Here is a 24,569-nt window from a genome sequence, read left to right on the forward strand (position 1 = left end):
GCCTCTTGACTCATATTGACTCATAAAGAAGCTACTTCTGGCCCACTCAAAAAAAATCCCGCTAACTATGTTAGCGGGATTTCGTTACTTTTAATTAGAATGAGTAAACCAACTGAGCAATGAAGTTTTTCTTATCGGTTTTAGCTCCGTCTTTTGATTCCATATCGTTGTACTGAAGAGTCAATATGCCATTTTTGAACAATGCATAGTCAAAGCCATATTCCATACCTTTAATATTGTCCAGTCTCTTCAGGTTGGTATCTGCCTGATCGGTGATGTCGAGAGTACTCAGAGATTTATTGTCAAAGCCAGCTTCTGCGCTTCTGTAGCCAACCCAAAGGCCGTAGGAGTTAGCTTTTTGACCATTAGCACCACGGTATTTTATCTTGCCCATCCAAGCTTTTGATGCGTCGTTTGAATTTTGTGCTTTAGCATAGTCAGAATCGTTTTTGCCGTATTCACCGCTGATAGTAAAATTCTTCAGACCAGTATATTTTAAACCAGCAGCAGTAGTGTCATATAGGTTAGCAGTACCGTCTTTATCGTCTGCGAGGTAAGAAGCAGTTACATTTAGGTTATCAGATAACTTGAAGCCAATATTGCCTAATGTAAAATTAAGATCGCCTTTTTTGAAAGCACCTGCAGTAACTCTAACATCTTTACCGGCAGTAAGCAGTAAACCATCGTTGTTAGCTGAGGTATCAGCAATTAAACCTTGACCGAGCCAAATAGGCTGACGACCAAAGCTGTAATCTAAGCCTGCAACCTTACCAAAGATGTAAGCTTGATCAAGTTTAGCTTCATTTGTATCTTTTGACTGAAAATCAGGAGCAGCAGCAGTACCTGCACTAGTACCCCATTGCGACTGGCTTTGTAAACGGCCTTTAAATGTTACATTATCAGCAACAGGTGCAGTCATGAACAAGCGAACGCGCAACTGGTCGTAGTTTTTATCGCCTGAAGCTTTATCTTTAGAAAGCTCATAACGCTCACGAACTTCACCGGTAAATTTAATTTTTGAAGCGTTTTTCTCAAGGTTGTCAACACGAACGCCAAGGTTGTTCAGTTCGGAACCGAATTCAGCTTTTAGAGCTTCGATAGTTTTCTTAGCTTCAGCGTCAGCTTTGTCGCTGTTAGCCATTGCTTTACCTACTAATACAGCAACTTCATAACGGGTAAGGGTTTTGTCGCCTTTGAAGGTGCCGTCGCCATAGCCGGAGATTACGCCAGCCTGAGCGAGCTTGTTGATGGAGTCATACGCCCAGTGTTTTGCAGGCACGTCGACGAAAGGATTAGCAGGAGCAGCCAGAGCAGTTCCTGCTACGCTCATAGCAAATACTGCTGCCAGAGCCATAGCTGTTTGTCTTTTCATTGTGTTTTTCCCCCTTAGGTTTTTGTTTTTTGAGCATTTACCTAAGAAGAGTCGATCTGAGTGACCATGTTTCCTCAAAATCTCTTCCTTGGTATGTACTCATATATCTTAGCGCCTGCCTGTGAAGCTGGCGTAAAGACCATTAATTTAACAATATTTTCTTGTTGACTATATAGTCTATTCTATATTTGCAACCAATATCCTTCTTTTGGATTAAATTTTTTTAACAAAAAAGATAAATTTTTAATAAAATGGAATCACACATCCAATTTTACGGCCCATAAAATGATCACATCGCATATTTAAAATTCATAAAGAAAACACGGCTTGCGCCGAGCCTTTGGCGAAAGCGGAAGTCGATGTTGCCCTTATCCAGGCGAAAGTTATACTTTCTACAGGATAAAAAAAGGACGTCCGAAGACGTCCGTGCTTGTTACACAATATATTTAGAAAGTATAGGTTAAATAACCAACGAGACTTTTCTTATCTTTGTTAGCATCGGGTTTTGAATCTTTCAGTTCCAGATCATTATACTGAACTGTCAGAATTCCGTTTTTAAAGAGTGTATACTCAACCCCGAATTCAGGCCCCTTAACATTGTCAAGCATGCCATAGCTTCTATCAGCGAATCTGCCACTGGTAAGAGTAGTCAGCTCCCCAGGATCAAAATATTGATCTGCATTTCTGTAACCCAGCCATACCCCATAGGATCCGATGTTATCCTGCTTGGCACCGCGATATTTAAGCTGAGCCATCCAGGCTTTGGCTGCATCACCGGCGTGATAGTCACTATTCTTGGCATAATCAGAGTCATTTGAAGCATATTCACCGGTTACGGTGAGATTTTTGATTCCTTTATACTTCACACCAAATGCAGTTGTCTTATAAATAGTTTTATCTGCGTCATCCTTAAGGTAAGATGCAGTTAGGTTGAAATTCTTATTTAGATCTGCCGAGATGTTGCCGGCGACAAAGTTCAAATCATAGTGTTTATTCTCGTAATCATCTCCGCTCCTTTTAAAAGCACCTGCACCAATTTTGACCTTATTACCGCCATTTAAAAACAGGCCGTCGGAATTACCGGAAATATCGGCAATCATGCCTTGCCCCAGCCAAACAGGCTGACGGCCGAGGCTATAGCCAACTTCGCCGATTTTACCATCAATATAAGCTTGAGTCAGGCGGGATTCATTGGCATTGTCGCTATTACCAAACTGCGATTCGGCTTCATAACGGCCATGGAAGTTAACGTTATCAGCAACTTTAGCATCCATGTTTAAACGCAGGCGAGTGCGCTCGTTCGTGCCATCAAATTTGTCATTATCTTTCTTGTCCTGGTAATCATAGCGAACCCGGACTTCGCCGGTAAATTTAATTTTGGACGCGTTTTTCTCCAGGTTGTCGACACGAACACCGAGATTAGACAGTTCGGAACCGAATTCAGCCTTCAGAGCTTCGATGGTTTTCTTGGTTTCAGCATCAGCTTTGTCGCTGTTAGCCATAGCTTTGCCTACTAGTACGGCAGCTTCATAACGGGTAAGCGTTTTGTCGCCTTTAAAGCTGCCGTCGCCATAGCCGGAGATTACACCGGCCTGAGCAAGTTTGTTAATGGAGTCATAGGCCCAGTGCTTTGCAGGTACGTCAACGAAAGGATTGGCAGGAGCAGCCAGGGCAGTTCCTGCTACGCTCATAGCAAATACCGCTGCCAGAGCCAAAGATGTTTGCTTTTTCATTGTGTTTTTCCCCCTTAGGTTTTTGTTTTTTGAGCACTTACCTAAGAAGAGACTATCTGAGTGGCCATGTTTCCTCAAATCCTCTTCCCGGGTTCGCCGCTCATATCTTAACGCCTATTGTATTTAAGGCGTAAAAGATTGCATATTTTAGCGAACTTGTAGTCTTATGCCTCTACATATCTATTCTTTTCGGCAAATTTTATGCTTATTTTGGATAAGGTGACAAAATTTCTTCCAACACTCTAACTATATGCCGGATCCCCATAAAAGGTTCCACTTTTTAAAATCGCTGCATATGAAAATACAAAAAGAACGCCCTACGGCGTCCTTAAAGTGTCGGAAGTATGCCACTACAATAATTAGCGGCTTATTTTTAATTTGGCGCTTATATCAATCATTTCATTGTCCGGCAAAATAGCGTTCCGCCAGGATCACGGCGACATAATCATCTACAGGACCTGGTGGAACTTGCATAGTAGTAGGAATCAACCGTTTTAAACCGGTAGGCGGATGCTCATTCCAATAACGTTTACGGGCTTCGTCAGTAGAGCGGTGTTCATTGACAGGAATGATCGCTATATTTTCTCCGTTTAGCTTGATTCCGGCAAGAGCAGTCTGGGCGGTATGGGAGGTAGTGCGATCCCCAATTACGGCAGTAGTTACCTTGTAGGTCGTAACAAGAGAAGTAACAACCTTAACTAACTCAGCGGTTGCAATGATAGTTTTATCCATTACCCCTCGTGCTCTATGTACTACGGCGATACCGCATTTTTCCCGGCCTGGGTCGATTGCTACAACAATCTCTTCCCGCACTTTGACCTCTCCTCTCAGCTTCTCCTTACACTAGAAAGATTTCTTACTTAAAGGATATCACATTTATAGGGTGACATACTCCCACCACCTACACTAACGCTTAGAGATGGGGGCTTCTTGGGACGTACCAGCTAACGCCAGTATAATTACCAAGCTATCTCCGTTTGCCCAACGGTTCTATGCATTTATTAGGCTATGCCGAGTATTCGACAGCCTTCATTTCTGATATTGATAGCGGCGTTTATATCGCGGTCTAATTCTGCTCCGCAATAACTACAAGTCCACGTTCTATCTGATAGGGTCAGTTCTTTGTTTTCATTGTTGCAGAACCTACACTTTTTACTAGACGGAAACCACTTGTTTATCGTGACTAGCTGTTTTCCTCGTTCTGTAAGCTTGTACGCCAGAAATGTTTTGAACATGCCAAAGCCGTTGTCATTAGTGGACTTTGCCAGATTGAGACTTTGTGCCATACCTCGCATATTTAAGTCTTCGACTGCAACGGCTGTATGGGCATTGGCTATCTGCCTAGACAGTTTATGCAAGAAGTCTTTTCGCTGATTGGCTACTTTTTCGTGGAGTTTAGCCACTTTACGGCGTTGCTTATCACGATTTTTGCTACCTTTTTGACGTTTGGATAGTTTGCGCTGTGCTTTCTTTAGCCTTTCCTCCGCCTTGCGGTAGAACTTTGGATAATCGGCATTGTTTGCTTGGCTATCGACAAACAATGATTTTGATGAATAATCCAAACCAAGTACCGCTTCTGGCGTTGGTATTACTGGCTCTATGTCGGACTCATACTCAACTAGTATGGAAATATAATATTTGCCTGTAGGTGTTTTGCTGATGGTTGCAGACTTTATAACTGCTTCCTTCGGTAGTTGACGGTGAAGCTTAATCCGTACATCCTTTAGTTTTGGGAATCGTATTGTTTTGCTGTCAATAAGTCGAATTGTACCGTTTTGATTGTTCGTGGTATATGATTTTCTGTTATAGTGTTTGCTTTTGAATTTCGGAAAGCCTACTGACTTATCCCTAAAGAATTTCTTGTAGGCGGTCTGCAAATTTAGCTGAGCATTAGCTAAAGCCAGACTATCGACTTCTTTTAGCCACTCAAATTCTTTCTTGAAGTCCGCTGGAAGTAAATACTTCTGCTGTTTCATAGCTTCTTTATCATCTTTGAATTGCTCATAAACCTCTTTGCGATTTGCAAGCATCTTGTTATAGATAAACCGCACACATCCAAAGGTTTTATTGATAAGAATTTCCTGTTCAGGGGCAGGGTATATGCGGTACTTGTAAGCCTTATTCATATCTTCTCACCTTGACTTTCGATGTAACGCTTGACAACTTCAATCGGTGCGCCACCTGTTGTAAGCAGACAAAAACTTCTCGACCAGAAATATTCTTTCCATAAGGATCTTTTGATTACAGGATATTCTTTCTTGATTAGACGCGAGGATGCGCTTTTATAGGCATTGATGAACTTTGATAGTTCACTGTTTGGTTGCGCTTTGAACAGAATATGTACGTGGTCTCTGTCGTGGTTCCATTCCTGCAAAGTAATGTTGTAAGTTGGTTCAATATACTCAAATATTTCTTTGAGACGGTTGGAAATTTTATCATCAATTACTTTTCGGCGATATTTTACAACAAAAACGAGGTGATAGTACATTAAGAAGACTGAATGATTATTATTGTCTAATTCCATAGTATTCACCGCCATGTATAACTATATTACTGATTATATCATGGCAATATTCTGGAGACAAGAACAAAACAAATAGCGGCAATTCATCCCCCACCTAAAGAGGGGGGGAGACTTCTTGCCGCACGAGGTTAAAAACAAAAAGGACGCCCGAAGGCGTCCTTACAATTGCGGAATGAGGCTTTAGAATTTAACGTTAACAGCGGCGCTAGTGCGTGCAGGAAGTTTAGTGCCGTCTTTTGTTTCAAAGTCTTGATATTTAACAGTAAGAACAGCATTTTTATCAAGAGCTTTGTCATATTGATACTCCATACCTTTGAAGCCGTCTTTCAGTTCGGAGTATTGACCGTTAGTGCTTGTAAACATAGTGCTGAATGGAGTAACAGCGTTAGCGTCTACATCACGATAGGTTGCAGCCAGACCAAGTTTGTTGAGTTTGATGCCATAGGCTTTAGCAGCAGCATCGTTTTTGTTATCGCCGTTATTTTTGAAGTATTCAACGTTAGCAGTTACACCATCCACGAGTTTGAAACCAGCGTTAGCGCCATAGAATTGATCTTGGCTGGTATTATCTTTTAGGTAATCAGCAGTTAATTTAGCGCCCATAATGTTAGTGCTGTATTCAGCGCCATATACTTTATTCCATACAGTGGCAGCAGCAGTATTACCATTAGCATAAGCACTGGTAGTATCAACTTTTGCGTTGGAAGATGCATTACCAGCAAATAATTTCAGGCCGCTAACATTGGTGGCAACACCGTTCATTTGAGCATCTAACAGATAACCGGAACCAAGTTTAACATCCTGACGACCAATGGTGTTGCTCAAACCGAGAGCATTAAAGGTAACATTGGCAGTATCCATAGAAATGGAGGCAGCTTTGTCGTCAGTTAATGCACTACCACTCGAGAGACGAGCATTGAATTTCATATTGTCGTTTATTTTGCCATCAAAGCTTACACGAGCGCGGTAGTCGGTATAGTCTTTCTGATCATCAGCATTGAAATAACGTACACGAGCGTCACCGGAGATTTTAACCATGTTGTCAACTTTTTTGTTAAGATCATCCACTTTGATGCCCATGCTGTTCAATTCTGTGGCAAACTCTTTGGATAATTGGTCAACGAGTTGTTTTTGGTCGTTGTTAAGGTTTTTTTGCATTGCAGCAGCAACTATGGAAGCCATTTCGTAACGGGAAACAGTTTTGTCACCTTTGAAAGTGCCATCACCAAAGCCGCTTACCACACCGGCTTGAGCCAGTTTATTTACAGCGTCATAAGCCCAGTGTTTAGCGGGAACGTCGGTGAAAGGGTTAGCAAATGCCGGAACAGCAAAAGCTACAGTAAGAGCAGTAGTTACAGCAACTTTAAGAAGTCTCTTGTTCATTAAAGATATCCCCCTTGAAAATTTTTAATTTCGCGGGTTGCTACCGGTGCACCGGAAGTTTACCCGTTCAAGGGGGAAGGTACTGAGTGAGTTGCCACGTTTCCTCATCTTTCCTTCCTCTCTGCAGGGCTTCTCTCGATACGCACCTGCCGCATTCCGCACTCTTATGTTAACATAATTATGTTCCAGCTACAAGCATTTTTCGCCCTTTTTCCCTATGTACTTTTTGCCATAAACCCCTTATTTTACTAGATTATTTATATATTAATATTCATATAGACGATCGATTATTTTATTAACATAATGTTTTACCAATTTTGGTATTATTTGAATAAAAAAAAGAATCCTGCTGCAAAAACAGGATTCTTAGGTGTTATATTACTAATCATTTGGACCTTTTATTCGTATCTCAATTTTCAGTGGTCCGGCAGTAAAAGTATCGTCACTCGCGACCGCAATTAACTCTACTTTACCGGACTGCCGTCTAACCTTATTGATTGTATCAGACAGCTGCGCCATACTCATGCTGCCTACTGTGCCTTGAATGGGGTCAGGCAAAATGCCTTGGGATACGGCGGCGGTATTTACTTTTTGCAGGAAACCAATAACCGTTGGCTCAGCATCGGATCCATCCCTGGGCAGGGTAAAGGTTTCGCTGTATATAACATCACCTTTATTGTACACAAGATAGTTAGGAAATAATTCTATCCGGCCAATAACCGGCTCACCATAGACGGTATTACCCACTGTTGATATGCGGACAATAACTTCTTGATTGGTTCCGGAAATCAAGTTTACCGCTTGATCGAATTCGGATTGGGCAATCCAAAGTATTTCCAGTTTTTTATCTGTTACCTGCAGTTTATCAAGTATACTTTGGTTGGTATTATAGATTACCTGCGATAGTTCCTTCGTAGTCTCTACAGTAGAGCGTCCACCATGTACCACCGAAGTAGATAGTACTTCACCTGTGCGGAGAATTACGGTACCCTCTTTGACTATTTGCAGACCTTTTTTTAAGTTGGCAGTCAATTCGTTTAGGCGGTCAACGTCGCTTTGAAGAGTCGCCTTGGCAGTAGTTAATTCGCTGATCTGGCTGTTAAGCCCGGTAATTCTTTTATCAAGTTCTGCTTTCGTTTTTTGGAGGGTCCTAATATCGGCCTGGTACTTTGCCAGATCTTGTTGAGCCTGAGAATAATTAAGTTGCAACTCGCTTAACGCGGCAACTGTGCGATCCCGCTCGGCTATTACTTCGTTAAGTTCAGCTACACTACGTGCTAAACGTTCAGAGGTTTCTTTTATTTTGGCACTGATTGCAGCATATTCGGCGTTTTTAGTTTCCAATGCAGCGCGACTTGCTTCCAGTTCGGTAGTCTTTGATTTAACTTCATTATTCAGGGATAACAGTTCCGCTTTGAGCTCTTCCATACCGAATAGTGCGGTTCGCACATCCCAGGAAACCGCCGTCATAATGCCGAGTGTTGTAGCAGAAATAAGAATTCCTGTTACAATGGTGACAATAATGGACGTATGTTTAGGCCGAAGCCCAAATATGCTAAGCTTTTTTTTACCTACTTTGGTTCCCAGTTTATCACCAATATAGGCAATGGCCCCGCCCATAATTGCAAGAATAGCAAGAAGCGCCAAGCCATCCATAGAAGTTCTCCCTCCCTTCTAGCGTGAAGCCCTGTACACTAAATATATGCCGGCTATAACACCAATTATGTTAGGCATCCAGGCGGCTAGCAGCGGGGGAACAGCTCCCCCCTGCCCTAATGCTGTTGTTATTGTCAACAAAATATAGTAAATAAAGATGATAATGATACTTAATCCCAAGCCGATAGAAGAACTGGAACGATGCGGCGCCAAACCCAGGGGAGTACCGATCATGGCAAAAACAAAGCTGGCCATGGGTATGGCAACCCGCTGATAAAGTTCGACCTCATAAAATTCTGCCGACACATATTCCCGTTTGAGTACGGCAATATGCTGTCTGAGTTCTCGCATCGTCATATCATTCTCATCTTTTTGTTCCCGTGCGATGCTTTCAGGATTTTTTTCAACAGGCAGAATTTCTTCGGCGAAATTTATGGTGCGTTCTACTTTTCCATCGGGAGTAAGATTAGTAATCGTACCATCATACATTTTCCAGTGCCCATTTTCCCAAACAGCTTTTTCTGCGTTTTGTACACGCACCAGCTGCCCTTCTTGAAACTCCTGTACGGCCACTTTATTCATAACATTAGCATCCTGGATAAAGTTCTGCGCATATGTCAGCCGTTCCATTTCGCCCTGTTTAATTTCTTTGATAACAATGTTCTTTTGTTCTACTGATTGTGTATTTTTTTCGATCTCGTAGCGCACAATTTGAGTATAGGCAGAATGAGAAGCAGGCACAACTGTTTCGTTAAAAACAACGGCCACCGCACTAACCATAAACGCGGCAATAAACACCGGAACAGCCAGACGGTAAAAACTCTGCCCGCCTGATCTCATGGCCGTTATCTCACTGTTACCTGACAAGCGGCTAAAGGCCAAAAGGGAAGCCAGCAGCATCGCCATCGGAAAGGTTACTACAATAACCCTGGGCAGACTATAAAAAAACAATTTGGCGATAGTAATTGTTGCTGCACCCTGTTGTGTTATAAATTTTGTCAGCGTAAAAAGAATGTTTGTGCCGATAAACAGGCTGGAGAAAGCGGCAACACCAAATAGAAACGGCCCTAACATCTCTTTAAGAATATATTTGTCAAGTATGCGCATTAATTTCTCCTACTTTGTAGTAGTTACATTGTAAAGTTCTGACCCAGGTAATTCTTCTTGGCAATTTCGCTGTTGGCAATGGTAGCACTATCACCGTCGATGAGAATTTGTCCTTCATTAAGAATATAGGCTTTATCTACAATACTCAGGGTTTCACGGACATTGTGGTCGGTAATCAAGATCCCTATCCCGCGTTCTTTAAGATAGGCAATTATGGCTTGGATATCGGCAACCGCAATTGGATCTACCCCGGCAAACGGCTCGTCCAACAGGATAAAAGCCGGATCTGTTGCCAGTGCTCTGGCAATTTCTACCCGCCGGCGTTCGCCCCCTGACAGTTCCGAGCCTTTACGCTGACGCACATGCGTTACGTGGAATTCTTCCAGTAGACTGTTCATTTTGTCTTTGCGTTCAGCCGGATTCAGCCTGGTCGTCTCCAGAATCGCCATCAAGTTGTCTTCTACCGATAGTTTGCGGAAAATCGATGCTTCCTGCGGCAAATACCCGATTCCGTACTGAGAACGCTTGTACATCGGCAAACCGGTTATGTCTTCGCCGTTAATATAAATTTTACCGCTGTTCGGTGTTTCTAAGCCAACGATCATATAAAAGGTCGTTGTCTTACCGGCGCCGTTGGCGCCGAGCAAGCCGACAATTTGACCTTGATCGACACGCAGGCTGACGCCGTCAACTACATTACGGTTTTTGAAGGTTTTTACTAAATCACGTGTTTCGATATACATAGCAAACATCCTCGCTATATTTTAAGTTGAGTTTATTGCGGAGTTATCACTAGCTTACTGCGACCGCCCTTGGAATCTATGGCCTTTTCATCCAGACGTAAAGTCAACGTTTCGCCGGTAAGAACATTACCGTCCTGAATGGCACGGGCATTGCCATGTAAGATGACTTTGCTTTGCCCTTTAGGTTCGCCATAATAGGTAGCCGTATCGGAAGTAGCGTCCAATTTACGGGTAGGGCTGACTAAATGCACGGAGCCGGTGCCTGTAGCGCTATTTTCTTTGAGGAAGGCCTCAATTTTATCCGCTGTCATGGTGCCATCAGGCATTTCCACTCTGCCGTCCTGGGGAACTAATGCGTACTGGGTATCGGAAAAATACTCTACCTTAGGACCGGTTACACGGTTTTCGCCTTTGGTCAATACCGCATCGCCCAAAGCGACAAGGTAGGTATTATTCTTATAAGTTTGCACCTCTGCCGCTGTCAGGGTAGCATCCTGGTTAACAGCGGTAACACCGCCAGTAATTCGTCCTTCCTGACTCTTGGTGTTATATTCGGCTTTGGCACCTGTAATCACTGCCTCACCCTGGGTTATGCGTACAGTACCGGTAGCATTAATAATACCCTGTTTGGCATCATAATCAATCGTATCAGCAACAAGTTCAACAGGCTTTTTCGGTTGCGCCTGCGGTGCGGCAGCAAAAGCGTAAAAACTACCGGTAGTAATAGTTATGGCTGTAACCATGACAAGCAGTGCCTGCCGGTATAGGACACATTTCTTCATTAATTTTTACCTCCTGTTACTACCTTTGCATTACCTTGGATTTTTACTTTTTCCATGCTCGCATCGGCGTCAATCTTATCACCCGAAATAACGGTATCACCCTTTGTCAGAGTTATCCCGCCTGTTCCGGTGAAGATTTTACTCTGTTCATTATATATACCCTGTGGAGCAGTAAATACTGCACCATCACTGGAGGTGGCTTTGATATCTCCTTGTAGGGTTATATCATGTGTCTTGGTATCAAGAACACCTTCCTGGGCAACAATATCTAAGGTGTCGCCTTTATCCTGATAAAAAACACCTTTAATTTTTTTAAGATATACTATCTTGCCGGCGGGATCGGCCTCAATGGATTCGGCATTCAACTCCCATACCTTTTTACCGTTTTTTTCTTCAACAATGGAAGACCCGGCAAAGGTTAGGTTCGACGATGTCGGTGCCGCTGCCTGTTGGTTTGCCGGAGTAATATTCGGCAGAGGCGGCTCTTCCCGGAAAAAATAATAAAGTCCCCCGGTAAGAAGCAGTAAGATACAGGCAATACTCAAGTATGCCGTTTTATTCAAGGAGCCTTCACCTCAGTATTCCAGCGCTTTTTAAACCAGACCCATTCATCAGGATTGGCTTTGACAGCCTCTTCAATGATTCTGGTTATGCGTTCAGTAAATTTATATAGATCGGCTTCTGAATTGCCGGTGTCTTCGAAGTAAAACGGCGGCCCAATTATAATCCGGTGAGTCCCATCCGGATTACGGGTTATAAAGCCGGGTACTACCGGGGATTTAAATTTTCGGGCAAAAATAGCCGGACCTAAATGTGTTGATGCCGGTTTCCCCAAAAACTCTACAAATACACCTTCATTACCGGCATCCCCATCAGCAAAAAAGGCAAGCAGTTTACCCTTTTTTAAGGCCTTAGCCGCTCCAATGATTTCACTTGTACCACTGGCGTAAACCTCAATACCAAACAGTTGCCGGTACTCATTTAAAAGGCGGGTATGCTGATCATTGGGCTGTCGTTTAACAATGTCAGTAACAGGAAATCCTGCCATGGCCAACGCTGCGCCAAACCATTCCCAGTTGCCGAGATGTCCTGTAACAAAGACAATACCTTTTTGCTCGGACAGGGCCTCGGTAAGGTAATGCTTGTTTTCAATAGTCACATAGGTCTCCAGCTTGTCTTTGGTTAACGCCGGTGAATATAGTACTTCTAAAAACATTTGCGCCAGTTTAATAAATGAGTTTTTAATTGTCATTTCGGCGGCAGTTGCTGTTAGCCCCAGCCGTTCACGAATTTGTCTTAGGGCACGTTCTCGCTGTTTGGCAGCTACCCGATAGTATATACATCCTAATATTTTGCCAACAGATAGTATGGCTGAACGTGGCAGCAGGCACACGAAGCGGCTTGCAAGTTTGAATATATGATATTGCCAGTTATTTGACACGTGCCTGCTCCTTTCCTCTAATCGTCAAGTAAGAAATGTTTCTACTGTGTTAGCCTAAACTTATCTCTATTCAGATATTCTGCAATAATTGTATCCCATTTTTCCTGGGCCTTCAAAATAAACTCAATAATATCCCGTACGCCGCCGCTGCCGCCTTGCCGGTTCGAGATATACCTGGCAACCGTCTTTACTTCAGGTACGGCATTAGCCACCGCACAGGGCAGTCCGACTTGCACCATAACCGGTAAGTCGTTTATGTCATCGCCAACATAAGCAATTTGATCTAACGTCAGACTGTGTTTCTCCATTAGCTGCCCCAGCGCAATAAGCTTATCAGCTACGCCCTGATGAATATCGGCGATCTTAAGCTCATCACCACGCCGGCGTACTATTTGGCTGTCACGACCGGTAATTATGGCCGTCTTTAAACCGGCTCTATGCGCAAGCGATATTCCCATCCCGTCCTGGCAGTGGAAAGCTTTTAACTCCTCACCGGTTTGACCAAAAATAATATGACCGCCGGTCAGAACTCCATCTACGTCAAAAATGATAAGCTTAACCTTTTTGGCATATGGGACACTATCCATTATACCACTCCTTGACGTAATAAGTCAGTAAGGTGAATAATACCAATCGCCCGATTTTCGCTGTCAACTACTGGCAGCAACGTAATAGGGCGGGGTTTATTTTTTTCCATAGCATTAAGCGCCTGAGCAGCGAGTTTTTCTTTGGTTATGGTACGCGGCATTTTGGTCATGAGTTCAGCCACCGGCTTATCCAGAAACTCGTGCCCTTTTTCGAGGCTGCGCCGGATATCGCCGTCGGTTAAGAGCCCCACTAGCCGCATATTGTCCATTGTTTCTACAACAAGTACCGCGCCCAGCCCCTTGGCGGTAATAACAAACAGAGCTTCTTTAACGGTTTTGTTTGGTGTTACTACCGGTAAGTCCTCGTCACTGTGCATAACGTTCGCTACCGTCAGCAGCAGCTTGCGTCCCAGCGAACCGCCAGGATGATATAAAGCAAATTCTTCCGGTGTAAAATGCCGGGCTGACAACAGCGCAATTGCTAACGCATCGCCCATCGCCAGCGTGGCTGTAGTGCTTGCCGTCGGGGCTAACCCCAGCGGACAAGCCTCTTTTTCCACGGCTACATTCAGAAAAACATCCGCATTTTGTTGCAATGTTGATTTATCACGGCCGGTCATGGCTATAATTGGCGCACCAATTCGCTTAATTGTCGGCAAGATGCCAATAATTTCGTTGGTTTCGCCGCTATTCGATATAGCAATAACTACATCGTAGGCGGTAACCATGCCCAAGTCACCATGGATACCTTCGGCTGGATGAAGAAAAAAGGCCGGCGTACCTGTGCTGGCCAAAGTAGCAGCTATCTTTTTACCAATAATGCCTGATTTGCCCATACCGGTTACGACAACCCGGCCCTGGCAATTCAGAATCATGTCCATAGCGGCAGAAAATTGATCATTGATGCGAGGAATTAACGCGCGAATGGCTTCGGCCTCGAGTTCTAAACAGGCGCGAGCGTGTTCAATCGGCATAGGAATACCTCCCTGTGTTTATTTATGTTTACGTACTACATTGTCAATAGCCAGTACGTCTTTTAGTACTTCTTCCAACTGGTCAATATAGAGCATGTTAGGTCCGTCTGATTTGGCTTCTGGTGGATTATCATGTACTTCCATAAACAAGACATCTACCCCTGTAGCCACTGCGGCCCGCGTAAGATACGGCACAAATTCGCGCTGTCCGCTGGAAGTGGTACCGGCTCCGCCGGGTAATTGCACACTGTGAGTAGCGTCAAAAACAACCGGATAACCTAAAGACCGCATGATGGGCAGGGCGCGGAAGTCGGCCACCAGGTTATTGTAGCCAAAGCTAGCGCCGCGTTCCGTAAGCAGGATGTTTTTATTGCCGGCCTCTTCCATTTTGACAATGACATTTTTCATATCTAAAGGAGCCAAAAATTGCCCTTTTTTTACGTTAATGACTTTACCTGAACGAGCAGCCTCATACACCAGATCGGTCTGGCGGCAGAGAAATGCCGGAATCTGCAAAATATCGAGCACCTCGGCAGCAGGTTCAATGTGAGTAACGCAGTGAATATCGCTCAGAACCGGCACATTTAGTTCTTTTTTTATATCGGCTAAAATCTTAAGCCCTTCCTTAAGGCCGGGACCACGAAACGAGTTGTTGGACGACCGGTTGGCTTTATCGTAAGAGGCTTTAAAAATATACGGTATATTCAATTGATCGGCAATGGCTTTGATCGCTCGTCCAATACGCAAGGTGCGATCGGGATCCTCAATGACACAAGGCCCGGCAATAAGAGCAATGGGATTTTGCCCGCCAAGGGTAATATTTTGAATCTTTACTGTGTTCATAAATCCGCCTCCTAATTATTTTAATTACCAGCTAAGAAATAGGCATTTACTTTTTCCAGGTCTTCCGGAGTATCAACACCTATTGATTTAAACTCTGTTTTCAACACTTTTATTTTATAACCATGTTCCAAGGCTCTGAGTTGTTCCAGCGATTCGGTCAATTCGAGCGGTGTTGGTGTTAGTGCGGCATAGGTAAGTAAAAACTCACGCCGGTATGCATAAATACCGATATGCTTGTGTACCGGCGGCTGACTCTCCCCTGCTTTTGACCGCGGATAAGGAATAAGCGACCGGGAAAAGTACAGGGCGTAGCCGTTAAGACTTGTCACTACCTTGACAGCGCTTGGTAAGTTATGTTCACTTTTGTCCATTTCTGTCATAAGAGTAGCCATATTGAGTTCGGAATCCTCATCAAAGGCACTGGCCAGTAAATCAATGATTTCCGGGGCAATAAGCGGTTCATCACCTTGAACATTAATAATGATATCAGCGTCACTATATTTTCTAGCTACTTCCGCTAGGCGGTCGGTGCCTGTCGGATGATCCGGCGAGGTCATCATTACGTTGCCGCCAAACTTTTTTACCGCATCATACACTAGTTCATGGTCGGTTGCCACCAGGACAGAATTTGGGCGTTTCGCTTGTTTTGCCCGTTCGTATACACGCTCGATCATCGGCTTACCCGCAATCATTGCCAATGGCTTTCCCGGCAGCCTGGTCGATGAATAGCGAGCAGGAATTACACAAAGTATGTTCATGGTTTACCTCCCCTATGGAAAACTACCTTACTCCTGCTTCTTCTTAGGACCTTCTTTTATTAATTCCATGAGTTCTTCATAGCCGTCGTGAAACCTGACTTCAATGGACAGCACATATACCGGCAAGGGCCGTTCCGAGTGAATAAATTCCGAAGGAATTTTAACTGCATCTTTATCTGTGGTTATCAGCGCCCAGACGTTATTGTCCACTGCTTTTTGCATTATGAACTGCATTTCGGCCATTGTGTAATCGTGATGGTCGGGATAGCGTACGGCATTTACTACCTTGCCACCCAAGTCAGTTATGGTTTGTTCAAAGGACGACGGGTTGCCAATAGCTGAGAAAGGAAGCACAGAACAATTTTTTATCGCCTCAAGAGGTACTGTTTCCGGTCGGACCCCTTTATACCATTCCTCAATTTCAATAAAGCACTGTGGCGTATGGGTACTTTCTACTATTAACGCCTGATCGTTATATTGGGTTAAGGTTCTTTTAATAGCATCCCTGGTAATACTTGTTGACTGATCCACTTTGGTCAGCAAAAAAGCATGGGCCCTTTCAAGATTTGTAAGCGGTTCGCGCAGCGTTCCCCGGGGCAACAGAAAGTTGTTGCCAAAAATATTGAGAGTATCGACAAGTACAATATCCAAATCTCTTTCCACTTGCCAGTGCTGATAGGCATCATCCATAATAATAACTTGTGCATTAAGATTGCGCACCGCATATTCGCCGGTAATGGCACGGTTGCGTCCAATAATTACCGGTACCCCCGGCAGACTCTTGGCAAGCAGATAGGCTTCATCGCCGGCTTCGTCAACAGTCATATATATTTTAGCTCCGTCAGATACTACCCCTACTTGTCCCTTCCAGCCGGCCCGGTAACCTCTATTTAGAATAACCACCCGGTAACCCATATCTCTGATGAAAGCAGCCAAACGCTGGGCTGTGGGGGTTTTACCGGTGCCGCCGACGGTTATGTTGCCAAGACTAATCACTTTACAGGGCAGTTTATGACGTTTTAATATTCCCCATCGGTATAGGCTAAGTTTAAACTGCACGCCCCAGCCGTAAATTAATGACATTACGCGAAGCACGCCAAGAAGCACGGAAGCCAATAATCCCCGTTGTCCACCATGCACTAATTTATATAAATATACTTGAAGCGCTTCTCGCTGATTCATCATATGGTTCTTCCGCCTTTTCTACTCTTGGTTTGTTGCCGTCTGCCGCTGGTGCAACATTTCTTTTACATATAGGGCGCTTTTATGAGAAGCGCCGCGGTTTTCATTTATTACATTTAGAGCATCCCGGCCTAGCTTCTGCCTCAACTCCTTATTATTAAGCAGGTTGAGCAATATTTCAGCCAGTTCAGCACCATTATGAACGGTAAGGCATACGCCGTGTTTGGAAAGCAGCGCATAGCTGTCTTTAAAGTTAAACATATGCGGTCCAACTAAAATAGGTTTACCATGAGCTGCCGGCTCTAAAATATTATGTCCACCCTTAGGAACAAGACTGCCACCGACATAGACAATGTCCCCGAGGCCATAAATTTTTCCTAATTCACCGATAGTATCAATAATAACAATATCTTGCCTGGTAACAGGCTTTTGCACCGATAGTTTGGTACGTCTGACTGCTGTAAATCCATGCTGCACAGCTAATTCAACCAGTTCGTCCGCACGCATAGTATCACGCGGCGCTACAATGAGCTGTGTCTGGGGAGAATGTTCCCGGATTTGGCGAAAAGCTGAATACAAGAGTTCTTCTTCACCCCGGTGTGTGCTGCCTGCTACAATTACATGTTCAGCATACTCCAGCCCCAGGGATAGAGTCAGTTGCTCCCTTTCCACCGGAGTAAGTTCGGTATAATTCTGATCAAATTTGGTATTACCGGTTACTACCACCCGGGACGGATCGGCACCTAAGCGGATGATGTACTCGGCATCAATTTCCGACTGCATGCAAAACTTAACGATCGTATTGAGCATATCATTAAGCACACTGCGAAAATAGGCATAGCGGTTAACACTTTTATCACTGATTCTACCGTTTACCATCATCGCCGGAATGTTAAGCTCCCTGGCAGTTTTTAAGAAATTAGGCCATAACTCGGTCTCTACCATTAAAAACGCCTGTGGTCTGATTTTGGCTGCTACCGAATAGGTAAGATACGGTAAATCGAGTGGAAAAAAGATAATACCGGAAGCCTCGGGAATGATGCGTTTAGCCATATCATACCCGCTGGCAGTAACAACCGATACCACAATAGGTATGTCAGGCAGCTCGCGCTTTATTTCCTTGACTATCGGACTTGTTGCCACAATTTCGCCAACAGATGCTGCATGGACCCAGATGGCGTCTTTGCCTGCCACTTTGTCCAAGGTCTCTTCCGGCAATCTGCCAAAACTTTGTTTAAAACGCTCGGCAAATCCCCGTTCCCGAATAGTCCTCACCACAAATACCGGCAATGCCAGAATGAGCAGGATTACGGCTAAAATGTTGTAGATAAAATACATGTCGATACCCCATTAACGTCTTACTTATCAGAAAACTGTACTTGGTATAACTTGCTGTATAATCCACCTGCTTCAAGCAGTTTGTTATGGGACCCTGCCTCGAGTATTTTTCCTTTTTCCATAACTAAAATGACATCAGCGCGTTGGACCGTTGACAAGCGGTGAGCAATTACAAAGGAGGTTCTGCCAACCATTAGCTTGTCGAGCGCCTCCTGAACAAGTTTTTCGCTTTCGGTATCAAGAGCGGAAGTTGCTTCATCAAGTATAAGCACCCGGGGATCTTTCAAAATGGCTCTAGCAATAGCTACCCTTTGGCGCTGGCCGCCGGAAAGTTTGGAACCGCGTTCCCCAATCTGAGTATCATATCCTTCCGGCATAGCCTGAATGAATTCATGAGCATTAGCCGCCTTAGCAGCAGCAATAATCTGATCTTTATCTGCATTCAGATTCCCGTATAATATATTTTCGTATGCTGACCCATTAAAAAGGATTGTTTCCTGTGGTACGATGCCTATTTGCTCGCGTAATGATTTCAGAGTAACTGCTTTAATATCATACCCGTCAATAACAATCCTACCGTTTTCCGGATCATAAAACCTGGGAATAAGGTTAGCAATGGTAGTTTTCCCTGCCCCACTTGGCCCTACAATTGCTATCATCTGGCCGGGTTCGGCAATCAGTGAAATGTTGTTTAAGGCTGTCTCACCAGGCTTGTAAGAAAAAGAAACATTTTCAAAAGTTACGCGTCCATCAATGGAAGGCAACTCCACAGCGCCGGGCATATCCTTAATTTCCGGTTCGGTGTCAAGCACTTCGAATACGCGCTGCGCTGCCGCCAGCGCCCGTTGGATATTACCGTATACACGGCTTAAGCGTTTAATCGGATTACTGATGTTAACAGCATAGATCAAAAAGGCAATTAGCGCTCCTGACGTCAAACTGCCGCTTATAACTTCCCGGCCGCCGTACCAGATAATTACCGTAATACCTATAGCCGCTAAGAATTCAATAACCGGTGTAAGCGTAGCCATTAACTGCGCCGTCTTCATTTGCGCTCTGAAGTTAGAGTAGTTCTCCTTGTTAAAGCGTTCTATCTCATAGTCTTCACGCACAAAAGATTTAATGACCCGCACTGCCGAGATGGTTTCCTGCAAAACGGAGGTAATATCTGCCGCCCGTTCCTGCATTATACGGCTGGCTATTCTTAGACGCTTACCAAATATATTAATTGCCTGCGCTACTAGCGGTAAAGCAATAAATGTCAATAACGAGAGTTTCCAGTGAAGGTAAAACATAGTACCCATAGAACCAATCAGCACTGTTGACTCAGTAACCAGTTCTATTACACTTTCTACCAAGGCGTTTTGCAACGCGGCAACGTCATTAGTAATATGGCTCATGATTGCCCCGGTCTGACGTTTTTCATAGTAAGATAAGGATAGGCGCTGCAAGTGCCGGTAAACGGCTTCCCGGATATCAATAATTACTTTTTGTCCAATATAGGACATTAGATAAGTTTGTCCGTAAAAGAAAACGCCGCGAACTAAATATATTATTACGATACCTGCCGCAATTTTGTTAAGCATTGCCATATCTTTGGAAGCAAGCACGCCGTCAATAACATCTTTAATAATCCAAGGAACATAAAGATTGGCAGCAGATGCAACCAGTATACATACTATAGCAAGCGACAGTCTTGGCATATACGGCCGTATATAGCTTAGAAGACGCAAATAGATTTCCATGTAATTACCTCGCAATTATTTTAGCGGTGGATGCTACTTCCAAGATAACTTCAGCCACACGCTGAACCGCGCCTGTCCGGCCCAAGCTCTCTTTAACCTCGGCCAGACCTGCCTTTACCGTATCCTGTGCTTGTTTATCCATAAGCAATGTCAATGTTTCCCTGGCGATAGCCTGCGGATTTGCATCATTCTGGAGAAGTTCAGGTACGATCCGGCGCCCGGCAATAATGTTTGGCAACCCAATATTGGGGATTTTTACTAATAACTTACCTAATAAGTAGGTTAATGCCGCCGTTTTGTAAATAATCACTGTTGGTGTTCCCATAAGTGAGGTTTCCAAAGTAGCGGTACCGGATGCCGCAATCGCCACATCGGCAATTCCCATCAAATCATACGTATATTCGCTAGTCAAATTAACCGGAATCTGATAGCTGTCAATAATATTTTGCAAAATTTCCCGGGAAATTGTCGAAGCTACCGGTAAAAAAAATTGGCAGTCCGGAAGCGTTCTACTAATTTCCTGACAGGCTCCCAGCATGGAGGGCAATAATTTCATTATTTCCTGCTGTCTGCTGCCCGGCATCAACAAGATAACAGGCCGCGTGGGATCAGCAGTAAAATGGCGATATGCTTCTTCCTTCGTCAAAGCCGGTTGCACGATATCTAGAAGCGGATGTCCCACAAAGGTAACATCGGCTCCCGCTTCCTGGTATACTTCGGCCTCAAAGGGAAAAATGGCCGCAACTTTATCAACCGTCCCGGCCACGTCTTTGGCCCGGCCACGCCGCCAGGCCCAAGCAGAGGGACTGATATACGACACCACCGGGATTCCTTTTGCCTTTGCAATTTTAGCTAAACGCATATTAAAATCCGGATAATCAATCACAACCAGCGCGTCAGGCCGTTCCTTCTCCATAAGTGCGACCAAATCGTCCCGCAGTTTAAAAAGTTTGCCTAAATTCTTTATCACTTCAACAATTCCCATAATTCCCTGTGTGGTAATATCATAATCCACTCTTACTCCGGCAGATCGCATAGCCTTGCCGCCCATGCCAAAAAGTTCAATATCAGGTTGTAGAATTTTTAATGCGTTGGCTACGCTGGCGCCATGCATATCACCAGACGCTTCACCGACTGAGAGCATGATTTTCATGAACCAATCCTCCGGAATGTGAATTAAGAAAAGAATTTATTTATTCAGCTGCAACAATGGTTATCCCGTTCTTATCGGCTAAATCGATTACTTGCTGTTTATCAACCAGCAGCGTTTTTCCCGCTTCCATAACCAAAGCGGTTGCTCCGGCCGCTATCATAGCTTTTAGCGTATCCGGACCTACACTGGGAACATCAAATCGCACATCCTGATTGGGCTTGGCAGCTTTAGCAACTACAACACCGCCGCGACCCAGTTCACCGCCGCGCCGAATGCAGGCATCAGTACCTTCAATTGCTTCCACAGCCATAACCGCTTTATTTTTAACAATAACAGTTTGTCCAATATCCAGGCCGCCAATGTGCCGGGCCATATTTAATCCGTATTCCATATCAGCTTGTTCTATAGGCGTAGGCGTCCGGCTGGTAAGTATGCCAGGAGCCGGCATAAGCCGGCGCAGCAAAGCCGTCTGATCAAGAACGCCAATACCGGCACCGGCAAATTCACGCACTAATGCCAGCATTACGGTATCATCATTCAAGTCTTTGAGACCAGCCAATAACTGCTGCATCCGGTCATCAGGACGCGCAGCACCGCTAAACAGATGTTCTTTGGTTACTTTGCCCAGCATAGTAACTTGCCCGACAGTTTCTTGCTGCAAAGTTTTAATAAGTTTGTCCAGTTCGCCTAGACCTACCGTATAAAATTTAGAAGCTGCCGCTGCCAGTTCTTCATCAACTCCTGGCGCCACAGCTATGGCTATCACGTCAAAGCCCATGCCGCGAGCGGCACGGGCAAATTCTACAGGTAACCGACCAATGCCGGCAATAAGTCCGATTATATTCATAATGGTTTCCCACCTTATGTAGCTGACGCGGCGACACCGCGTCAAGCGCTATAGTCGTTGATATAGGTTTTGCTAACAACCTTCTACCTATACGTTATTCATCTACATCACGGCGTCCGCGGCAAATTCCGCGTTCAGCATTCCTGAGGAAACGCAGCATGTGTTCGATTTCTTCACAAGAATCTAATTCCTGTTCCATCACAGCAATGGCTTGCGCTAAACTGAGACCTGAACGGTACAACGTTTTATATGCTTTCTTAAGATTCCGGCGAGCAACAGGGCTCACACCGGCACGCGAAATACCTACACTGTTTAATCCGCACACTCTGGCCGGATGTCCGTCAACAATGACAAACGGCGGGATATCCTGAACGACTTTAGAAGCACCGCCTACCATAGCATTGCGGCCAATTTTTACAAATTGATGCACACCGGCTAAGCCGCCAATTACAGCACGGTCTTCCACCACGACATGTCCGGCTAACGTTGCCGCATTGGACATAACTACATGATTGCCGACGATACAGTTATGGGCAACATGCGTGTACGCCATTAACAGGCAGTTAGAACCAACACGGGTCTCTTCTCCCTCGCCGGTAGCGCGGTTAACTGTCGCAAATTCACGTATCTTGGTATTATCGCCAATAAATACATAACTCTTTTCGCCACGAAATTTCAAATCCTGCGGCTCAGCGCCAATGGACGCACTAGGATAGAGAACGCAGTTTTTGCCAATGCTGGTCCAGCCGTCTATAACAACATGGGCACCAATCTGTGTACCGTCACCAATAAGGACATTCTCACCAATAACGGCATATGGCCCGATTTCTACATCTTTACCAATGCGTGCGTTGGGGTGAACAACTGCAGTTTCATGTATTTTGCGTAATGGTATTACTACCGATTCCGGTTTCATATTTTAAAATCAACTCCCCACTAAATTAGAACTGTATAAGCAGGTTTCTTGTGTCGTTTATTGTTATATATATTCCGACTGGGCAGTCGAAAAATGACAGGCGAAATTCGGGCAAAAATAACCCAAATTAACCGAATTCATACATTATTACCATTTATCAACCAAGTTTCAGTAGATACATCTTTTTTGCTATTTAGTTTGATGCTAACGCAAATAAAAATTCAGCTTCCGCAACCACTTGACCGTCAACAAAAGCTTCCGCCCATACCTTGCCGATAGAGCCCCGTAATTTAATAATTTCGGCAACCATATGAAGTTGATCGCCAGGAGTAACCGGTTTCCTGAATTTAACCCGGTCCATACCGGCAAAAAGAGCCAGCTTACCCCGGTATTCTTCCGGCTGCAGCATAGCTACACCGCCAACCTGGGCCATAGCTTCCAGAATAAGAACGCCCGGCATAACCGGTTTTCCAGGAAAATGTCCTAAGAAAAAGTGTTCGTTAATGGATACGTTTTTTATACCAACAGCCCGTTTCATTGGCTCAAGTTCAATAATGCGGTCAACAAGCAGCATCGGGTAACGATGCGGAATAATTTCTTGAATCTCGGTAGCAGATAAATTCATTAGGAAAAGCCCCTCCTCATAAATCACATACTTGCATGTACAATCTCTTTGGCCAGCGCCGTATTTAGCGCATGGCTTGACTTTACGGCAATAACATGGCCGGCAATACGTCCAGCCAGTGCCAAATCGCCAATTACATCTAAAATTTTATGCCGGACCAGTTCATCGGGGAACCTAAGCGGCGTTAAACATTTTTCATCATCATATACTACTGCATTTTCCAGACTGCCACCCAATGCCAGGCCTTGTGACTGAAGTGCTTCCACTTCGTGCATAAAGCCGATGGTACGGGCTGGAGCCAGTTCCCGGGCAAAGGTTTCAGGAGTAATTTCGTAGTCACCAAACTGAACACCTAGCAAGGGGTGGGGATTTGTCGAAGTAAAAGTAATGCGAAAACCGTCATAAGGTAAAATAGTAATAAACTTGTCGGGATACCTCACAGCTATGGCCTTTTTCACAACGAATGGCGAAGGGCGCAGTTCAGACAGATTGGTAACACCGGCTGACTCAATTAGTTTGAGAAAAGGCAGCGAGCTGCCATCGGCTACCGGCGGCTCAACTGACGAAATTTCCACTAGGCAATTATCAACACCCATAGCAAATAAAGCGGCCAAAAGGTGTTCGACGGTAAAAACTTTGGCTTCTCCTTGCTCTAGGGTAGTAGCCCGCATTGTGTTAGTTACATTGGCGGCTTTCGCCGACACTTTAGGACAACCGGGAAGGTCTGTCCGGGCAAAAATAATGCCGCTGCCAGCAGGAGCTGGATTGAGCGCAATGGTTACATCCTGCCCCGAGTGCAAGCCAATGCCGGTATAAGTTACACGCGATGCTACTGTGGTTTGGCAATCCATTAAGGTTCC

Annotated in this window: 24 protein-coding genes; all 24 read right to left on the reverse strand. The window is 44.5% G+C overall.

Features of this window, described 5'->3' with window-relative positions; translation table 11 throughout:
• Positions 1 to 94: 94 nt before the first annotated feature.
• The 24 genes from SRRS_RS20190 to lpxC all read right to left on the reverse strand — a co-directional run bounded on the left by SRRS_RS20190 (position 95) and on the right by lpxC (position 24,560).
• Entirely contained in the window at positions 95 to 1,372 is a 1,278-nt protein-coding gene (locus tag SRRS_RS20190; protein WP_371363069.1) for an S-layer homology domain-containing protein, read from the reverse strand.
• A 446-nt stretch (positions 1,373 to 1,818) separates the two neighbouring features.
• Positions 1,819 to 3,105, reverse strand: a complete 1,287-nt coding sequence (locus SRRS_RS20195) for an S-layer homology domain-containing protein (RefSeq protein WP_371363071.1) — start codon at positions 3,103 to 3,105, stop codon at positions 1,819 to 1,821.
• Positions 3,106 to 3,504: 399 nt separating this feature from the next.
• Positions 3,505 to 3,918 carry a pre-16S rRNA-processing nuclease YqgF gene (locus SRRS_RS20200; RefSeq protein WP_371363072.1) on the reverse strand — a complete coding sequence of 138 codons (414 nt, stop codon included), beginning with the start codon at positions 3,916 to 3,918 and terminating at the stop codon, positions 3,505 to 3,507.
• A gap of 188 nt (positions 3,919 to 4,106) precedes the next feature.
• Complete coding sequence (locus tag SRRS_RS20205; RefSeq protein WP_371363074.1) at positions 4,107 to 5,231, reverse strand: RNA-guided endonuclease TnpB family protein; 1,125 nt, start codon at positions 5,229 to 5,231, stop codon at positions 4,107 to 4,109.
• Positions 5,228 to 5,629, reverse strand: a complete 402-nt coding sequence (tnpA, locus tag SRRS_RS20210; RefSeq protein WP_371363075.1) for an IS200/IS605 family transposase — start codon at positions 5,627 to 5,629, stop codon at positions 5,228 to 5,230. The genes SRRS_RS20205 and tnpA overlap by 4 nt, the downstream gene beginning before the upstream one ends.
• A gap of 180 nt (positions 5,630 to 5,809) precedes the next feature.
• The gene (locus SRRS_RS20215; protein ID WP_371363077.1) at positions 5,810 to 7,012 is read right to left on the reverse strand and encodes an S-layer homology domain-containing protein; all 1,203 of its coding nucleotides are present in this window, start codon (positions 7,010 to 7,012) and stop codon (positions 5,810 to 5,812) included.
• 381 nt (positions 7,013 to 7,393) lie between these two features.
• A complete protein-coding gene (locus SRRS_RS20220) occupies positions 7,394 to 8,668 on the reverse strand; it encodes a DUF3084 domain-containing protein (RefSeq protein WP_371363079.1) in 1,275 nt (424 codons plus the stop codon).
• A gap of 18 nt (positions 8,669 to 8,686) precedes the next feature.
• Complete coding sequence (locus tag SRRS_RS20225) at positions 8,687 to 9,775, reverse strand: LptF/LptG family permease (protein ID WP_371363081.1); 1,089 nt, start codon at positions 9,773 to 9,775, stop codon at positions 8,687 to 8,689.
• 23 nt (positions 9,776 to 9,798) lie between these two features.
• A complete protein-coding gene (lptB, locus tag SRRS_RS20230) occupies positions 9,799 to 10,518 on the reverse strand; it encodes an LPS export ABC transporter ATP-binding protein (protein WP_371363083.1) in 720 nt (239 codons plus the stop codon).
• A gap of 32 nt (positions 10,519 to 10,550) precedes the next feature.
• Positions 10,551 to 11,300 carry an LptA/OstA family protein gene (locus SRRS_RS20235; protein WP_371363085.1) on the reverse strand — a complete coding sequence of 250 codons (750 nt, stop codon included), beginning with the start codon at positions 11,298 to 11,300 and terminating at the stop codon, positions 10,551 to 10,553.
• The gene (gene lptC, locus SRRS_RS20240; protein ID WP_371363086.1) at positions 11,300 to 11,863 is read right to left on the reverse strand and encodes an LPS export ABC transporter periplasmic protein LptC; all 564 of its coding nucleotides are present in this window, start codon (positions 11,861 to 11,863) and stop codon (positions 11,300 to 11,302) included. Before lptC ends, SRRS_RS20235 begins: the two co-directional genes overlap by 1 nt.
• Positions 11,860 to 12,741 carry a lysophospholipid acyltransferase family protein gene (locus SRRS_RS20245; RefSeq protein WP_371363088.1) on the reverse strand — a complete coding sequence of 294 codons (882 nt, stop codon included), beginning with the start codon at positions 12,739 to 12,741 and terminating at the stop codon, positions 11,860 to 11,862. Before SRRS_RS20245 ends, lptC begins: the two co-directional genes overlap by 4 nt.
• 41 nt (positions 12,742 to 12,782) lie before the next feature.
• A complete protein-coding gene (locus SRRS_RS20250; protein WP_371363090.1) occupies positions 12,783 to 13,328 on the reverse strand; it encodes a KdsC family phosphatase in 546 nt (181 codons plus the stop codon).
• A complete protein-coding gene (locus SRRS_RS20255; protein WP_371363091.1) occupies positions 13,328 to 14,302 on the reverse strand; it encodes an SIS domain-containing protein in 975 nt (324 codons plus the stop codon). Before SRRS_RS20255 ends, SRRS_RS20250 begins: the two co-directional genes overlap by 1 nt.
• Positions 14,303 to 14,320: 18 nt before the next feature.
• Entirely contained in the window at positions 14,321 to 15,145 is an 825-nt protein-coding gene (gene kdsA, locus SRRS_RS20260) for a 3-deoxy-8-phosphooctulonate synthase (RefSeq protein ID WP_371363093.1), read from the reverse strand.
• Positions 15,146 to 15,165: 20 nt separating this feature from the next.
• Positions 15,166 to 15,903, reverse strand: coding sequence for a 3-deoxy-manno-octulosonate cytidylyltransferase (gene kdsB / locus SRRS_RS20265; RefSeq protein WP_371363095.1), 738 nt, complete (start codon positions 15,901 to 15,903; stop codon positions 15,166 to 15,168).
• Between the two features lie 27 nt (positions 15,904 to 15,930).
• The gene (lpxK, locus tag SRRS_RS20270; RefSeq protein WP_371363097.1) at positions 15,931 to 17,088 is read right to left on the reverse strand and encodes a tetraacyldisaccharide 4'-kinase; all 1,158 of its coding nucleotides are present in this window, start codon (positions 17,086 to 17,088) and stop codon (positions 15,931 to 15,933) included.
• An 18-nt stretch (positions 17,089 to 17,106) separates the two neighbouring features.
• Positions 17,107 to 18,423, reverse strand: coding sequence for a 3-deoxy-D-manno-octulosonic acid transferase (locus SRRS_RS20275; RefSeq protein ID WP_371363099.1), 1,317 nt, complete (start codon positions 18,421 to 18,423; stop codon positions 17,107 to 17,109).
• A gap of 20 nt (positions 18,424 to 18,443) precedes the next feature.
• On the reverse strand, positions 18,444 to 20,168 hold the full coding sequence (gene msbA, locus SRRS_RS20280) for a lipid A export permease/ATP-binding protein MsbA (protein WP_371363101.1): 1,725 nt from the start codon (positions 20,166 to 20,168) through the stop codon (positions 18,444 to 18,446).
• Positions 20,169 to 20,172: 4 nt separating this feature from the next.
• Entirely contained in the window at positions 20,173 to 21,321 is a 1,149-nt protein-coding gene (lpxB, locus tag SRRS_RS20285; protein WP_371363102.1) for a lipid-A-disaccharide synthase, read from the reverse strand.
• A gap of 40 nt (positions 21,322 to 21,361) precedes the next feature.
• Positions 21,362 to 22,168 carry an LpxI family protein gene (locus tag SRRS_RS20290; protein ID WP_371363104.1) on the reverse strand — a complete coding sequence of 269 codons (807 nt, stop codon included), beginning with the start codon at positions 22,166 to 22,168 and terminating at the stop codon, positions 21,362 to 21,364.
• A 94-nt stretch (positions 22,169 to 22,262) separates the two neighbouring features.
• The gene (gene lpxA, locus SRRS_RS20295; protein ID WP_371363105.1) at positions 22,263 to 23,084 is read right to left on the reverse strand and encodes an acyl-ACP--UDP-N-acetylglucosamine O-acyltransferase; all 822 of its coding nucleotides are present in this window, start codon (positions 23,082 to 23,084) and stop codon (positions 22,263 to 22,265) included.
• 193 nt (positions 23,085 to 23,277) lie between these two features.
• Positions 23,278 to 23,709, reverse strand: coding sequence for a 3-hydroxyacyl-ACP dehydratase FabZ (fabZ, locus tag SRRS_RS20300; protein WP_371363107.1), 432 nt, complete (start codon positions 23,707 to 23,709; stop codon positions 23,278 to 23,280).
• Between the two features lie 23 nt (positions 23,710 to 23,732).
• Positions 23,733 to 24,560 (reverse strand): UDP-3-O-acyl-N-acetylglucosamine deacetylase, encoded by an 828-nt coding sequence (gene lpxC, locus SRRS_RS20305; protein ID WP_371363109.1) that lies wholly within the window; start codon positions 24,558 to 24,560, stop codon positions 23,733 to 23,735.
• Between the last annotated feature and the right edge of the window lie 9 nt (positions 24,561 to 24,569).

The sequence above is a fragment of the Sporomusa rhizae genome (assembly GCF_041428845.1).
Taxonomy (GTDB): Bacteria; Bacillota; Negativicutes; order Sporomusales; family Sporomusaceae; genus Sporomusa; species Sporomusa rhizae.

Excerpts from the sequence above, each read along its gene's own strand:
- lpxB (WP_371363102.1), bottom strand. The coding sequence starts at position 21,321 with ATGAAAATCATGCTCTCAGTCGGTGAAGCGTCTGGTGATATGCATGGC.
- tnpA (WP_371363075.1), bottom strand. The coding sequence starts at position 5,629 with ATGGAATTAGACAATAATAATCATTCAGTCTTCTTAATGTACTATCAC.
- SRRS_RS20195 (WP_371363071.1), bottom strand. The coding sequence starts at position 3,105 with ATGAAAAAGCAAACATCTTTGGCTCTGGCAGCGGTATTTGCTATGAGC.
- msbA (WP_371363101.1), bottom strand. The coding sequence starts at position 20,168 with ATGGAAATCTATTTGCGTCTTCTAAGCTATATACGGCCGTATATGCCA.
- lpxA (WP_371363105.1), bottom strand. The coding sequence starts at position 23,084 with ATGAAACCGGAATCGGTAGTAATACCATTACGCAAAATACATGAAACT.
- SRRS_RS20250 (WP_371363090.1), bottom strand. The coding sequence starts at position 13,328 with ATGGATAGTGTCCCATATGCCAAAAAGGTTAAGCTTATCATTTTTGAC.
- kdsB (WP_371363095.1), bottom strand. The coding sequence starts at position 15,903 with ATGAACATACTTTGTGTAATTCCTGCTCGCTATTCATCGACCAGGCTG.
- SRRS_RS20255 (WP_371363091.1), bottom strand. The coding sequence starts at position 14,302 with ATGCCGATTGAACACGCTCGCGCCTGTTTAGAACTCGAGGCCGAAGCC.
- kdsA (WP_371363093.1), bottom strand. The coding sequence starts at position 15,145 with ATGAACACAGTAAAGATTCAAAATATTACCCTTGGCGGGCAAAATCCC.
- SRRS_RS20225 (WP_371363081.1), bottom strand. The coding sequence starts at position 9,775 with ATGCGCATACTTGACAAATATATTCTTAAAGAGATGTTAGGGCCGTTT.
- SRRS_RS20290 (WP_371363104.1), bottom strand. The coding sequence starts at position 22,168 with ATGAATATAATCGGACTTATTGCCGGCATTGGTCGGTTACCTGTAGAA.
- fabZ (WP_371363107.1), bottom strand. The coding sequence starts at position 23,709 with ATGAATTTATCTGCTACCGAGATTCAAGAAATTATTCCGCATCGTTAC.
- lpxK (WP_371363097.1), bottom strand. The coding sequence starts at position 17,088 with ATGATGAATCAGCGAGAAGCGCTTCAAGTATATTTATATAAATTAGTG.
- lpxC (WP_371363109.1), bottom strand. The coding sequence starts at position 24,560 with ATGGATTGCCAAACCACAGTAGCATCGCGTGTAACTTATACCGGCATT.
- SRRS_RS20215 (WP_371363077.1), bottom strand. The coding sequence starts at position 7,012 with ATGAACAAGAGACTTCTTAAAGTTGCTGTAACTACTGCTCTTACTGTA.
- SRRS_RS20275 (WP_371363099.1), bottom strand. The coding sequence starts at position 18,423 with ATGTATTTTATCTACAACATTTTAGCCGTAATCCTGCTCATTCTGGCA.
- SRRS_RS20205 (WP_371363074.1), bottom strand. The coding sequence starts at position 5,231 with ATGAATAAGGCTTACAAGTACCGCATATACCCTGCCCCTGAACAGGAA.
- SRRS_RS20220 (WP_371363079.1), bottom strand. The coding sequence starts at position 8,668 with ATGGATGGCTTGGCGCTTCTTGCTATTCTTGCAATTATGGGCGGGGCC.
- SRRS_RS20235 (WP_371363085.1), bottom strand. The coding sequence starts at position 11,300 with ATGAAGAAATGTGTCCTATACCGGCAGGCACTGCTTGTCATGGTTACA.
- SRRS_RS20190 (WP_371363069.1), bottom strand. The coding sequence starts at position 1,372 with ATGAAAAGACAAACAGCTATGGCTCTGGCAGCAGTATTTGCTATGAGC.
- lptB (WP_371363083.1), bottom strand. The coding sequence starts at position 10,518 with ATGTATATCGAAACACGTGATTTAGTAAAAACCTTCAAAAACCGTAAT.